8 protein-coding genes and 1 pseudogene are annotated in these 13,967 nt (G+C 39.7%); 6 read left to right on the top strand and 3 right to left on the bottom strand.

Annotation, left to right across the window (positions count from 1 at the left end; translation table 11 throughout):
* Positions 1 to 244: 244 nt before the first annotated feature.
* On the bottom strand, positions 245 to 3,487 hold the full coding sequence (locus tag CSH93_RS04670; RefSeq protein WP_100642024.1) for a M1 family aminopeptidase: 3,243 nt from the start codon (positions 3,485 to 3,487) through the stop codon (positions 245 to 247).
* A complete protein-coding gene (locus CSH93_RS04665) occupies positions 3,484 to 4,347 on the bottom strand; it encodes an ABC transporter ATP-binding protein (protein WP_100642023.1) in 864 nt (287 codons plus the stop codon). The genes CSH93_RS04670 and CSH93_RS04665 overlap by 4 nt, the downstream gene beginning before the upstream one ends.
* 230 nt (positions 4,348 to 4,577) lie before the next feature.
* Between CSH93_RS04665 and CSH93_RS04660 the strand changes: the two genes are divergently transcribed.
* Together CSH93_RS04660 and CSH93_RS04655 are read left to right on the top strand one after the other, a co-directional pair.
* Entirely contained in the window at positions 4,578 to 6,149 is a 1,572-nt protein-coding gene (locus CSH93_RS04660; RefSeq protein ID WP_100642022.1) for a sensor histidine kinase, read from the top strand.
* A gap of 1 nt (position 6,150) precedes the next feature.
* Positions 6,151 to 6,852, top strand: a complete 702-nt coding sequence (locus CSH93_RS04655; protein ID WP_100642021.1) for a LytR/AlgR family response regulator transcription factor — start codon at positions 6,151 to 6,153, stop codon at positions 6,850 to 6,852.
* A gap of 263 nt (positions 6,853 to 7,115) precedes the next feature.
* On the opposite strand, the gene CSH93_RS04650 is transcribed toward CSH93_RS04655, so the two are convergent.
* Positions 7,116 to 9,404, bottom strand: coding sequence for a winged helix-turn-helix domain-containing tetratricopeptide repeat protein (locus tag CSH93_RS04650; RefSeq protein WP_100642020.1), 2,289 nt, complete (start codon positions 9,402 to 9,404; stop codon positions 7,116 to 7,118).
* Positions 9,405 to 9,694: 290 nt separating this feature from the next.
* Between CSH93_RS04650 and CSH93_RS04645 the strand changes: the two genes are divergently transcribed.
* The 4 genes and pseudogenes from CSH93_RS04645 to CSH93_RS04630 all read left to right on the top strand — a co-directional run bounded on the left by CSH93_RS04645 (position 9,695) and on the right by CSH93_RS04630 (position 13,710).
* Positions 9,695 to 10,876, top strand: coding sequence for a serine hydrolase domain-containing protein (locus tag CSH93_RS04645; RefSeq protein ID WP_100642019.1), 1,182 nt, complete (start codon positions 9,695 to 9,697; stop codon positions 10,874 to 10,876).
* Positions 10,877 to 11,074: 198 nt separating this feature from the next.
* A pseudogene (locus CSH93_RS18075) lies at positions 11,075 to 11,295 on the top strand (nuclear transport factor 2 family protein); the annotation flags it as partial.
* 158 nt (positions 11,296 to 11,453) lie between these two features.
* Entirely contained in the window at positions 11,454 to 12,569 is a 1,116-nt protein-coding gene (locus tag CSH93_RS04635) for an MBL fold metallo-hydrolase (RefSeq protein WP_164078295.1), read from the top strand.
* A 4-nt stretch (positions 12,570 to 12,573) separates the two neighbouring features.
* On the top strand, positions 12,574 to 13,710 hold the full coding sequence (locus tag CSH93_RS04630) for a serine hydrolase domain-containing protein (protein ID WP_164078294.1): 1,137 nt from the start codon (positions 12,574 to 12,576) through the stop codon (positions 13,708 to 13,710).
* Positions 13,711 to 13,967: the final 257 nt, after the last annotated feature.

Raw genomic sequence — 13,967 nt, 5'->3', positions numbered from 1 at the left:
GCTCTCATTTGATGGGTAACTGCTCCAAATTGAAAGTGAATGTGCCTTACATTTATGTGATTGTCGTTCAAATGGGCCTATTTGAACGTATTTTTAACTATCAAACTACATTGAGGCTTTTCTGCAACCGACAAACATTGGTTAAAAACTAGTGAGAGTATCAACAAGGGGTAACGGCCGGCCCAAAGCTAGTAAAACAGCAATGGTAACTCATACTTGGATAAGTATGAGTTACCAAGACCCATTAAGGGGTCAATAATAGGGAATCTATTTTATCCTTATGGTTGGGAGAAACGAATTTTAAGTATCGAACAAAATCCATGGATGTGGCCGGCGTCTTCGGATACTGATGGCGTTTCCACATTTCCTTTAATGCGGTTGTGATCGCCTTATCGCCAACGGTATTTCTTAACTCCGCAAATACGAGTGTCGCTTTCGAATACTGCTCATGATATTTGTCGGCATCAACAAGTGCATTCGGTTGTTCATAATTATGAACCTCTGCAAAATCAAATCGTTTCTGTTCATATTCAACTAACGCATTCATAGCTTCATAACCATAATGTTTTTCTATCAATACAAGCTCAACGTATTTGGCAAGTGACTCGACAAGAAACAAACTATCTCCCTTTACGCCGTTGCCTATATTGTGACCAAACCACTGATGAGCTGTTTCGTGCACCGCACGGCGATAACGTTGATCAAAACCGGCCGTAGATAGAGGAGATGACCTAAAACCGACCGTATCTGCAATATACATAATTTGAGGCAGGGCATATCCGCTCGCTTCTAGATCAGGGGTGTTTACTAGCGTTAGTTGCGTATAAGGGTACGCGACAACATTCTCTTCGAACCAAGCTAACGTGTCTTGCATCGCTTTTAAATTAAGTTTGACCGCTTCATTGTTGTGTTGAGTCAGTACTGATATTTCAGTGTTATTTACCATGGCTGATTGCGCTTTAAATGGTACGGCCGACCATACGGGGATGGCCCGAAAAGGCGCAAGTGCTTCATACTTATAATAAGCCCGATCGCCTTGTTGCCAGCTTTTTATAAGTTTGCCTTGCGTAAGGCCTCTGGACCCATGGTCGACGCTTAATTGGGTATTCATTGTGATCCAGTTATAATCATCTCGCTCTGATGCTCCGTGAATCAAATTTGTTGACGGCTTCCATGTTGGCTTAGGGGAAAGATTATACTTGGCTCTAAGTTGAGTATCCGTTAGTTCATTCCTGGATTGGTAACCAATGGTTGGCAATAAGGGAATGCCAATCAAATTGCTGAATTCAGGCTTAATGGCTTGATTTAATGTTTCAACCCATAGTTGATCAGATTCGACTGAGAACCGAGTCGTAAAACTGAGTGTTTCGCCAGGCTCAAGTGGTGAATCAAGCTTGAATGTCGTTTGACCGAGTGTCAGATCAACCGATGTTGGTTGGGCGTCTTTGATTTCAATTTCCGGCAGCTCATAATTGCCGTAGCGACCAATTAATAGGTCTTTTATCGACTCACTATGCGTGTTGGTAACATAATAGGTTAAATCAAAATTAGCGTGGCCATTCCGAGAATAAATATCTACTTTTGCTTCCAAATGTATCAGCTTAGGTTGCGGAATGTTTTGCCAATTTTGGTAGTGTTTTTCGTAATCGGCTTTCCAATGCTCGCGCTTCGATGCGTTTGCAAGGGGCCTCTCTTGCCAAACTTGGTTGCTCAGTAAAAAACCAAACAGAATCACGCCACCAATAGGCAACGCAAGCCACTTATTTTGTGAGCCAAATGGTTGTGATGAAAATCCAGTCAACCTATGTGTTTTCTTAGTTGCAAGGAGTATCGAAGTAATGACAAATGTGAACCAAAACGAGATATAAGGTTTGAAGCTTGTGATACTGCTGCTGAAATACCAAAAACTGTCAGGCGCGAGAACCGGGGCTGAAGCAATATCCCAAAGTGGGTGAGCTAATCCTAATAGGTTCATTACCGGCGTGAATTTCACAACTAAGATAGCGGTTACAACACCCATAGCGACTAAAGTTTGTTTGAACATATGAAAACAGGCAACAAACAACCAACTGATAAGCAGCAACTGGGTACCTGAGATCCAAAACTGAGTCATGTAATGAGATAATAATATTTTGCTGTCGAGTAAGGTTTCGGCTGCGAGACTGCCTATAGCTGAACAGACCAACAAAATTGCTAATAAGCTAGTGATGGCGGCTAAATGAACTAAAACAATTGTACTATTTTGAGTGGGTGTAGCGGCTAGAAGCTCGCTGAACCCATGACGTTTATCGTAGGTGCCTATCTGCCATGCCCAAAACGCGCAAATTGCAGTGCCAAAAGCCGGTAATAAGTCGAACGCAATTCGGTTTAATGCATCAATACTGTTTGGCAAATATTGAGAAAAAGTGTCAGTAATGCCTAATCCGGACGCAACGTTTTCAAAACAAAGGCCTGTCCAAACCATGAAGAGGATTAGGTTCAATTTATTTAGCACTAAAGATTTGAGATAGCGTGTGTAAAGTGCGCTTACATCATTACTAAATACATAACGGGTTTTGGTGCTCGTTAATTTTGGAGAGTCCTTTAAACTCAGTATTTGATCAAGTTGCTCTATTTCAACTGCGTGTTTGCCAGCTGAGTGTTTTTTCGGTAACCCTATCTTTTTAAAAAAGAGCCCAAGAGAACTGTTTATAAACGGGGTTTTTATCGTTGTTGAATTCCTAGCTTGGTCTGGCTTTTGTTTTTTGCTGATGAGTAAATACAGGCAAAATAACGCTAAAAAAGAGTAACCGAGACGATTCATTAATAGATAGGTGAACGTGTCGGCTTCAGATAATGTGTTAACATCGACGAGCGCGGTTAATGCATAAGGATCTGCACGTAGCATGACGCTATAAAGTGAATCGCTGACAATTTGGCTACCAGCCAATACAGGTGAGCCATTTGAACTGGCCAGCATGATATATCCCATCCAGATGGCTCCGAATACAAGATAAATAATCGCGTTGTTGGAGAATGAGAGACACAACCAAAGTACGATTACTGTAAGCAATAAAATAGTCGGTAAGGCGAAATACATCACATGCTTGATAAGTGTGAATAGCATCGTTATTTCAAAGCTCACATTGATTGAAAACGCCATCAACAAAAACAATGTACATAGACTAAACGCCAAGCCAGTCACGGCAACCGTTGCTAAGGACCTTCCAAGCCAGCGCAGATCTGAGCGAACAGGCGTGACCCAAATAAGCTCAGACATATTGGCATTAGTATCTCTGAGTAAAATGACTGGAGCGATAACGGCTACAATGGGGGGGATCACCATCATATGCAAGGTCACCATGTTCAGTTCTAACTGTTGCAACGCAGATATATCAGGATTCGTTACACCCAGTCCTATTAATAAAGAAAACAGCACGGACGTTAGATAAACAATCAAAATGACGGGTTGTCTTAGCGCAAACTGAAGTTCATATCGAATGTTCATAGTGTCCCTCCAACATGATTTAATTCATAGAAATATCTGTCTTGCAGAGATGGAGTGACGGACTCCGCGTTTGGTGAGGGCTGCACTGAACTGAATAATCTGTACTCAGGGAGGCCATGAATAAAACGCTTGTTCAGTATTTGTGTTTTGCTAAAAGAGTCTTGTATCAAATCGGCTTTCCACACTCGTCCTTTAAGAGGAGCGATCAGTGAGTTCACTGAACCATATTCAATAATTTCACCCTTGTTCATCAGAGCTACATGTGTACACAGACTCTCTATGTCTTCGACGATGTGGGTTGACAGCAGGATGAGCTTGTTTTGACTTATCGACACTAATAGATCATTCAGACGGCCACGTTCCATTGGGTCTAAACCTGAAGTGGGTTCATCCATAATGATGAGTTTTGGGTCACCTAATAGTGCTTGGGCAATGCCAAAGCGCTGGCGCATACCACCTGAAAATGTAGATACGCGCTTCTTAGCAACATGAGTTAGATTAGTTAGCTCAAGTAGTTGATGTATTTGTTGTTCAGCGTCACTTTTCTTGATGCCTTTTAGTGCTGACATATGCTTCATTAGAGAGAGGCAATTCATGTTCGGATAAACGCCAAAATATTGAGGTAAATATCCAAGTTGCTGTCTTAATAGTTGAGGGCTTGTTAAAGTATTAACGCCGTTAAAAACGATGTTGCCTGAATCAGGTGACTGTAAAGAAGCCAAGGTGCGCATTAACGTCGACTTTCCTGCACCATTTGGCCCAAGTAGTCCTATCATTCCTTTTGGTAATGATAGGGATATATTATTCAGTGCTTTCGTTCCGTCTGAATACGTTTTTGTCAGGTTTTCAATTTTGAGCATTCGTATCGCCTCCTGTAGTATCTGAGTGCATAGTACGAGGCTGAATCGACACGGCTAGTGGTGAATGACGTGTGCTTAAATTGAATGATGAAGGGGCGCTTACCGGCGGTTTTAAAGAATTTTTTCCGTTTGTCACTTAAAACAGCCATTGGTCATAATCTGGTAGAAAATGAGTTCAGTTAACTGCACTTTAATATCCCTTTGTTACTCTCTATTGATGGAAGCCCGATATGGACAAGTTAAGCAAACGCGATCGGAGCAACCGGTTTTGGAACCAATTTCTGCTATCAAAATTGTGGTTTATTCCAGTTGTCTCGGTACTTTTGTTTGATGCCCATCTTCAGTTTCTTTTTCTTATAAAGGAACAAGTTTTAAATGGTAGCGTCAGCGATTATTTATTTATCATACTTTCAATCACTTTGACGTCCATACCCTTTATTTTCAGTCTTGGTAAATTAGTAAATCATTCGCTGAACGGCATTCATTGGCCGTTGCTGGTTATGGGAGGCATCGTTTATCCAAGTTGTTTAATCGGCATTAACTCATTAGAGCTGTTGCCACCTTTTATACTCAACTTCACTCAGCATTTTACCGAGCAAACCTGGTTTCTTTTGCTGGTGGCGAGTGCGTTGGTGTATTGGAAAAGTCAGCCACGGCAATCTGGAAGAACACCATTTAGGTCGCGATTTATTTCTCTCGCATTTTCATTAGATGGCGTGTGTGTCCTACTCGCCATTATTTGGGCACTTGTACTCGCTGCGGTTTTTGCACCATACGAAAACCCATTGATGCATCAGCCAATCCCGATGCTGATTGATTCTTATAAGTTAAGTAACCACCCACTTAACTTTGTTAGTTATTTTCTCCAATTAATGGTGATAGCTTCGTTGATTCTGTCTTTATTTTTCCTCAACAGGTATCTGCTTATTCGAAAAGTACTAGTGGCTCACGGTGTGATTTATTTTGGATTAACAGTCTTACTTGTTACTGTAGTATTGACGCCTTTATATGTGGGTATCGCCCTTTGTCTACCTCTAAATGAGCTGCCGCCGGGAATTGCCAATTTGACCCCCGCAGGGGATAAGAACATATTTTCTCCTATCAATTACCAGTTCACATTTATGGTATTGGCGATATCGAGTCCGATTATTTTGGCGTTTGAGAGAAAAGCACAAGAAACTCAATTGGCGTTAATTAAGCAAGAACAAACACAAACCGAACTTAAACTTCTACAGCAACAAGTTAATCCGCATTTCTTATTTAATACGCTTAATAGCTTGTATGCATTAACGCTTAAAAAGTCGAATGATGCGCCTGAGCTAGTGATGCAGCTATCAAACTTACTTAGGTACACTGTTTATGAGGGGCAAAACAAGCAGGTAAGTTTGACCCAAGAAGTTGAATACCTAAAAAACTATTGGTCACTACAATCAATTAGAATGGGTGACAAGGCAAGGTTAGAGGTGACATGGGCCGAGAATACGAATGGATTACAATTACCGCCACTTTTACTCATTAACATTCTTGAAAATGCATTTAAACATGGTGTCGAGCCAAGCATGGGAGACGGGTATTTGAAATTTGAAATGCAAGTCAATGCGAATCAATTAAAAGTGAGTTGTCGCAATTCAATTCCAGAAAAGAGAGCGACTAGCCTTGGCGGTATGGGCTTGACTAATCTGCGACGCCGTCTTGATTTGCTGTATGGGGATACCGCACGGTTAGACGTCTCAAGCAGTGCCCATGAATGGAATGTAGAGTTAAGAATGAGATTGGAAGTGACTCCACTAAAGGAAGGCTAATATGCTTAATGCGGTAATAGTTGACGACGAACCCCTTGCTCATGATGTTTTGTTGCATCACCTTGCTTCTCATAAAGATGTTAAAGTCATAGGACAGTGTTTTAATGCTACAGAAGCTCTTGCTCTGCTAGCGCGTCAACCCGTGGATTTATTGTTTCTAGACATTCAAATGCCGGCCCTAACGGGTATTGAACTCCTTAAAGTTCTGGCCAATAAGCCACAAGTTATCCTGGTTACTGCGTTTAAAGAATATGCTGTAGAGGGGTTCGATTTAGATGTGACAGATTATTTGTTGAAACCTGTTTCAGCCGACCGGCTTAGTCAAGCCCTAAATAAAGTTAAAGAGCGCAACAAGCATTTTCATCAGGAAGTGGAAACGAAGGTTATGCCTGCTTCACCGCCCCACATAGCCTTAAAGGTTGATAGAGGAAAACAAAAGTTCGTTGTAGATGACATTGATTACATCGAAGCCTATGGCAACTATGTCAAAGTGTGGCAGTCGCACAATGTTACCTTGGTTTCAAGTACGTTAAAAAGCCTAATGAGTGAATTAACCAGTGCGCACTTTGTGCAAATCCATAAGTCTTTCGCTGTTAATAGATGCAAAGTGAAAAGTGTCGGCGTAGATAAAGTGACACTCCTAAATGGCGTCGATGTAAGAGTTGGTAAGTCTTTTAAAGGTATAGCTTCTCAGCTAATTTAGCGCTCGAAACATCCTAAGTTCTAGAGGTGCTGATTTTCCTATGTGAAAAGGAGCTTACATTTCATTGTGTTTTCAGTCTGTTTTCCTCAGCTTCTTTTCCGCGCTTGCTCAGCTCGAATTCAGTTTGATTCGGCAAACGGGAAATAGGTCTATCGACAGCGATGGTGGGCAAGCAAAATAACGGACATTTATCCCACTATCGTTTGGACACAAATGGCTTTGTAAAGGTAACTACAGCAGCAGTACATCTCATAAATAATGCTTTAACGTCCCAAGTCTTCCAGTTTTAAACTAATTCGCTTCGCTATTTCTTTTACCTTCTCTTGATGATCTTGTACTAAAGTTTCGAATTCAGCTTGATACTTTATAGGCTCCAAGAGGTGATCGTCTTGCAATGCCCACCATTCTCTATCAAAGGTTTCAAGCCAGCCATGATTTAATGCTTTACGCAAATGTTTTGTAGCTTTACTGGATTGATTCAATTGAGCGTTTACTTGAGCCAGTGCCATTTCTGCTTGCGCTTTGTCGTGTACCTTATCTAAAAGAAGAAATTGCCCTACATTATTTAATACGGCATTAGCATAATCTTGTTCATCTAGTTTTAATAAGGTTGCGCCGTAGAGTATCAAAGCTAAATAATTGTCAGTTGTTACTTCAACTTCGCCATCATTACGCCAATCTGGATAAAGGTATAACAATGAAGTTTTGGTTTGCTCAAACAGATCCGCTCTAAATTGGGCAATCGCTAAACTGTAATTGTACTTATAGTTATTTGGACGGGTTTCACTTAATTGCTTTAACAAAGACACAGTGTTGATTAGTTCACCTTTTAAGCCGTAATCTATTAGCTTTAGAGAGTCCTCAAAATGTTCGTGTTTTGACGTCATACGAGCCAATATTTTATTGGCCTCTTTTTCCAGCCCAATACTTAGATATGAAAACACAACCTGCTCACAATATTCGTCACTTACGCAATATTCAAAAAGCTCGCTATTGGTTAGTTGCCATTCAGCGATGGCGACAATTGAGCTTGGTGAATTGCGAAATACATGGGTAGATTCAACAATACTTGAATCTCTATCCGGTTCCAGAATTTGGGCTCTACTATACAGCTTTTGGGCTGTATCTAATTTCCCTCTTATTGCTAAATATTCGCTATAAATCCTTTTTAATGAAGCTGATAGCGGGTTTAATGCAATAGCATGTTCTATATGCTTAATGACTAACGCTTCTTCTCCCAATTGATTAAGCAATAAACTATACCAATGGTGTGTCGTTGCGCTGTCTTCTAACGCTAAAGATCGAACAAAAAGGTCTTGAGCTTCATTTAAAATAGGTAGAGGAGCTTTGGAATAGGCGGCCTTGAGAGTCAATAGCATTCCTTTAGCTGCAAGTGCCATAGACGAATTTGGCTCTAATATCAGCGCCTGCTCTGCATAAGGAAGTCCTTTATCGACCGCTTCTTTCGCACTCCAATTAGAGTTGTAATGAAATTGTCCGTAAGTAATTGCCAACCCAACGTATGCGTCAACGTAACTAGGTTCTAATTCGAGGCTATGTTTAAAGTAAGTCTCTGCTTTTGATAGTGAGATTGGAGTCCTTTGTCGCCAATGATATTGAGCCATTAAGAACCATTCGTATGCTTGACTGTCGATCTTCTTGTTATCGGAAATCTCAGATTGTGAGGTTGGTTGAATAGCCTGCTTTATTTCTCGGCTTATTTGATCTTGTAAGTTGAATACAGTTGAATGTTGACCATCAAAGCTTTTAGCCCATAACAGGCGCCCGTCGAACGAGCTAATTACTCGTACATTTACTCTTACTTGTTCAGCTAATTGCTGAACGCTGCCGTCTAATAAAGCTTCTACTTTTAGGGCGTTACCGATTACAGACGGGTCCTTATTTCCTCTAAAATTGAAAGAAGAATCACTCGAAATAACTTTTAAAGATTTCGATTGAGAGAGTTGATTGATGATTGCGACAGATAGCCCTTCGGTGAAATAGATATTGTCTTTATTTTCATTTAAGTCTTCGAAGGGCAAAACTGCAATTGAACTAATATCTGCCAGACTCTTATTCTCAGGCTCTTGATAGACTCGATAGAAACTGACGATAAAAATAATGGCAAGTAAGAAGAATGTGATACCGATAAAATAAGGTTTAGAGTTGCTTGCCCGCAGATTAAGCATATTTGAAGGTGCATCTTCTGGTTGCGTATATTCAGCTAGAGGCTTTACGTTTGCAATCAAGCAATAGCCGACATTGGGTACCGTTTTTATAAAAGTAGGCTGGCGCGCATTATCTCCTAATGCTTTTCTGATTTTACTGATTGCTACAGACAAAATCTCTTCACTGACAACACTGTCTTTCCAAACGTGCTCAATGATTTGCTCTTTGGTTACATTTTGCCCTGAGTTTTGAATGAGAAATAAAAGCACTTGCATGCTTTTATTATCTATTGACCTTTGCTCGTCAGTGTCTTGGAAGGTATTTGTTATTGGACAGACGACCCATCGCCCTAATCGATATTTCTGACTGTTTTGCAAAGACATATCCGAAAAATAATTTCTACTGCAATGGATTATAACTGAACAATACAAATTGCCTTTTACTTTTTACTTTATGCAAACGACACCTTATTGCATCTGGATAAAAAACCTTCAAAACCTATTAAAGTCAGTGTCTTAAAAAGGATTTAATAACATTTAATGTGATTTAAGTTGGGTAAAGCACAGTTCAAATATACCTTGTGGATACTTTAATTGCGTTCTGGTGACGAATTTTTTGTAATCAAAAATAAGTTTTAAAACGCATAAAATTTTTCGATTTTATAGGAGTTAACATGTTCGCAAATTATCGAGCTAAATTACTAACCGCATTGATCATATTTGTATCGTTTGAGGGAGGGGCAAATGAAACAGAGCTTAGGGCTCCAAGAGCCTCACTAGAAGAAACAGAAATGTCATTTTGGGATATGCCACCTCTAGAAAAGGCATTTATCAATACTTCGCCAGAAAAATTAGCAGACAACATAAAGGTAGGAAAGCTTGGTATTGATGGTGGTAAGAAAACTCCTATTTTAAAGTTAGCTAAAGAGTTAGCTGAAAATAAGCATGGAAAATATGACAGTTTTCTTATCAGCCATAAAGGTAAGCTATTGCTCGAGTCTTATTTCAATAGTGGACGAGTAGATTTACCTCATTTTCAATTCTCTGCGACCAAAGGTTTTACTAGTTTAGTCATTGCTAGAGCTATACAGCTTGGTTATTTATCCATGTCTGATTTGAACAAGCCTTTAGTGAGCTTTTTCAAGGACGTAGATACCAGCAAATTGGCTGCCGGTACAGAACTCGTTACTCTACACCATGTGTTGTCCATGAGTTCGGGTCTTCGATTTAGTGATGAGCATTTAAAAGATTTTAGAGAGAACCGAGAAAAGTACTCGGGAACAACTCAAATTCAAGCCTTTTTTGAAAAAACTCAGCCGATAACAAGGCAATCGCAGACATACAAGTATCAAGCACCTGATCCTATTTTAGCTATGCACCTAATAAATGTTGTTGTTCCAGGAACAGCTAAAGAGTTTGTCCAACATGAATTCTTTAACAAGATGGGTATAACCGACTACGAGTGGCAATTGGATCCTCAAGAAATGCCGATAGCAGAAAGTGGCCTCGATTTGACTTCTCGTGACATGCTTAAAATTGGCCATATGCTTGCCAACAAGGGGAGCTTAAATAATGAAAAGTTTCTTTCTGAAGAGTATTTGCTAGCAGCTTTCGGTGAGATAATAAAACCAACCGAAAGTTGGATGCCAGAGAGTTTTAATTATGGCTATTTATGGTACCAGACTGACATCGCTTTAAAGAATAGAAACTACAACGTAAATTTTGCTTGGGGAGCAGGTGGAAACCGCATAATCGTAGTCAACGAACTTGACTTAGTAATAGTCATTACTGGCCAAGACAGAGAAGACGTCATTTTTGACCAAATTACAAAACACATTTTACCGGCTTTCCTATAGATCGTTGAGCGGCATCAATATTCAACCAATCTTACTGGCCGTTATGGCTAAATTGACGATAGTTTTTGATTAGCGTTTAAGTCAATAAGCTATCGTCATAGAAATTAAACGCACAATGAAGGTAATTCATCATGAAAAGGTTGTTTCTTAAGGTACTTGTTATATTTTCCGTCGAAGTTAACAGCGCGAGAAGCTAAACGCAGAGGCATGACTTTTTATCTTGGCGCTCATTCCGAATACATAGCTGAACTAATCAACGTTTTGCGTTTAATCAATCAGCAATAGCTATTAGATATAAACACTATGCTAAGGGGATACACCGACAGAACAATCAGTCCATTGAATACACTAGAACAATGATGGAAGTGTTTGAGATGGAAAATGGAAAAGTTGCTGTAATCCGCAAATACCATGAGTGAGCCATAAATACGCTTATTTAATGCAATTATTTTAGGTTTTTGCCTAGTTGGAACCGAACACATGCCCACCATGCTAATTCTTAAATGGATAAAATATGATGAAGAATAATGCTCTCCTTATAATATTGTTGTTTCTATTGGCGCAATCGGCCTACTCATTGGCTAGAACGCAAACAGAAATTGAGCAATTTGACATTACATCTGAAAAAATTACAGAGCGGGTTTATGTGTTATCAGCGGCTTACAGTGAAACGTCAGTTATTAACAGCGCGATTGTTATAGGTGATAAAGGCGTTCTTTTAATCACTGCTCAGATGGAACCTGTGGCGCCAAGTATAGAAGCCAAAATAACGGATTTAACAAATAAGCCCGTCACTCATGTTTTCAATCCTGCTTCAGACTACTTTCACTATCATGCTAACGAGTATTTTAGAGAGCGCGGGGCGATATCAATTGGCCATAAAGCACTTAAATACACTCAAGCGAGCATAGACATTGCGTTTGGTGATTACTTTTCAATGTCATTTGGTGATGAGTTGCTTACTGCTTATCACACATTAGCGCATAACAACGCTCAAACAATTGTATATTTGGAAAAGAGTAATGTAATGCTTTTGGGTGATGCTTTTCGAACTAATAAGCTGGTTTACACTGGATATCACGGAGTACAAGGACACTTAAAAGGCTTTGAGCAAGCCTTTAATATCGCTAATGACAAAACATTGATTGTTTCGGGACACAAAGACTTAAAACTATTTAGTCAGCGTGAAGAACTAAAATTGGCTGGTGAAACCCTAAGCAATTTTGCACGCCTGGTTGGTGAAAAGCATAAGGCTGATATGTCAGTCGAGGATATGACTAAAGATAAAGAGTTGTTAGCGGCCGTCGATATCTATCCTATTTACCGCGAACAGCCTGATTTAATCAAATACAATATTTCTCAATTGATTGAGCTAGATTTTCAACCATCTTACGCAATTGATAACAAAGCCTTACAATCTTACGAAGGCCAATACCAAGCAAATGACGGTAATACTATAGAAGTATCAATAGACAATGGCCTCTTGTTTGTCATGCAAGAGGGGAAATTTAGTTTTGCACTTAACCCTATATCACCTGAAAAATTTGAACTGAAAGGCCGTACAGATTCGTCTCAAATGTTGTTTCACTTCTCTCCCGAAGGCAACATAATTGGTATCTCGCCCAATATGCCAAAAGACAGCTATTACGAAAATCTGATACCAAACTTAATGCATAATAAAATTAGGGGGTAAGTGTTTGTTTAAGTGGATATTTACTCTTTTGTTACTGGCGGTAATAACGTATTGGTTAAATGACACTAGCTTAGTTAGTCCATCGTATCGAAATAATGACGCAAACGTTAAAGTGCTCAATCACCTAGGTTGTGATCGGGAACCTTCTAATAAACTGATAGCGACCTTTGTTTCAAATGCGCAGCTTTTGGGGGGGAGTGCTGGTGTTTATAGTCAGAACTGTGGCTTGATAGTGACGGCATTTGGCTATAGTGATAAGGGGCAGGAAGTAGAGTTTGAATTAAACACAGTTACCAGAATAGCTTCAATTACTAAGCCAATGACTGCTTTGGCGGTAATGCAATTAAAGGAAAAAGGGCTACTACAACTAACCGATACTTTATCAAAGCATCTGAATACTGCTCCCGAAAGTCATGCCAACATCACTATTGGACAGTTGTTAAATCATACTTCTGGTGTGCCTCATTATTCAAGCGCGTTAGACGCAATGTCATTTACTCAATATCCTAATCTCGAGTCAGCAGCTGAATACATTTTCCACAAAGGTGTACAATTTGCGCCGGGCAGTGGTTATGAATATTCGTCATTTGGTTATACGCTATTAGGCAGGGTGATCGAAGTTGTGTCTAAACAGAGCTTTGAAGAATACATGCGTGAAAACATTTGGTCCCCGGCGGGGATGAATCATACCGCATTAGAACGAGTTCATTATAAAGCGGATAAATCAAAATTATATCTAAACGTTGCAGGTTGGTTTATCAAGAGCCCCAAAACGAACTTAAGCATTATTTATCCTGCGGGAGGCGTGGAGTCAACCGCTATAGACTTATTGCGATTTGGGCAAGCTGTACTAGAGAGTAAAATTATTCAAAAAGAATCGCTAGCGGAAATGATAGATACCACTCGGTCTTTATCTCACATCGTAGGTGATAATCCGTATGGATTTGGATGGTCAGTTTATCATCATAAGGAGCTTGGACGAATTATTTCTCATAGTGGCTCACAACCAGGAGCGAGTAGCTTTTTTCAAATCCTACTTGATCAAGGGACTGTAGCTGTTAGTTTGACTAATTCATATGGAAGTAAGAGTAGTGTAAAGCAATTAACCTATGACTTAGAAAGTTTGGTGTTACATCCCTAAGGGTTAAATAACAACGGTATAAAGGCACCCTCAGAGTTTCTGTAAATGAGTTCTTTTAAATCCTTGATACAGATAATTACAATTATAAACATTCATAGGAATACTAGATGTTAAAGATGGTCTTAATATCTGTAACTTGACTTGTAGTCAGCAGCACTAGCTTTGCAAATTAAGAATATCAAAAGATTATAGATGTCATTCAGAGACACTATACAAAATGTTACCTGAAAGACCGTTTGGGAAAACTAAAGCAGCAG

Source organism: Neoalteromonas facilis (assembly GCF_002807665.1).
Lineage (GTDB): Bacteria > Pseudomonadota > Gammaproteobacteria > Enterobacterales > Alteromonadaceae > Alteromonas_E > Alteromonas_E facilis.
The sequence above is the reverse complement of the archived record's forward strand: the minus strand, read 5'-3'. Positions and strand labels throughout refer to the sequence as shown.

What these genes read in the sequence shown, in the direction of transcription:
- CSH93_RS04670 (WP_100642024.1), bottom strand. Translation starts at nt 3,487, where the DNA reads ATGAACATTCGATATGAACTTCAGTTTGCGCTAAGACAACCCGTCATT.
- CSH93_RS04665 (WP_100642023.1), bottom strand. Translation starts at nt 4,347, where the DNA reads ATGCTCAAAATTGAAAACCTGACAAAAACGTATTCAGACGGAACGAAA.
- CSH93_RS04660 (WP_100642022.1), top strand. Translation starts at nt 4,578, where the DNA reads ATGGACAAGTTAAGCAAACGCGATCGGAGCAACCGGTTTTGGAACCAA.
- CSH93_RS04655 (WP_100642021.1), top strand. Translation starts at nt 6,151, where the DNA reads ATGCTTAATGCGGTAATAGTTGACGACGAACCCCTTGCTCATGATGTT.
- CSH93_RS04650 (WP_100642020.1), bottom strand. Translation starts at nt 9,404, where the DNA reads ATGTCTTTGCAAAACAGTCAGAAATATCGATTAGGGCGATGGGTCGTC.
- CSH93_RS04645 (WP_100642019.1), top strand. Translation starts at nt 9,695, where the DNA reads ATGTTCGCAAATTATCGAGCTAAATTACTAACCGCATTGATCATATTT.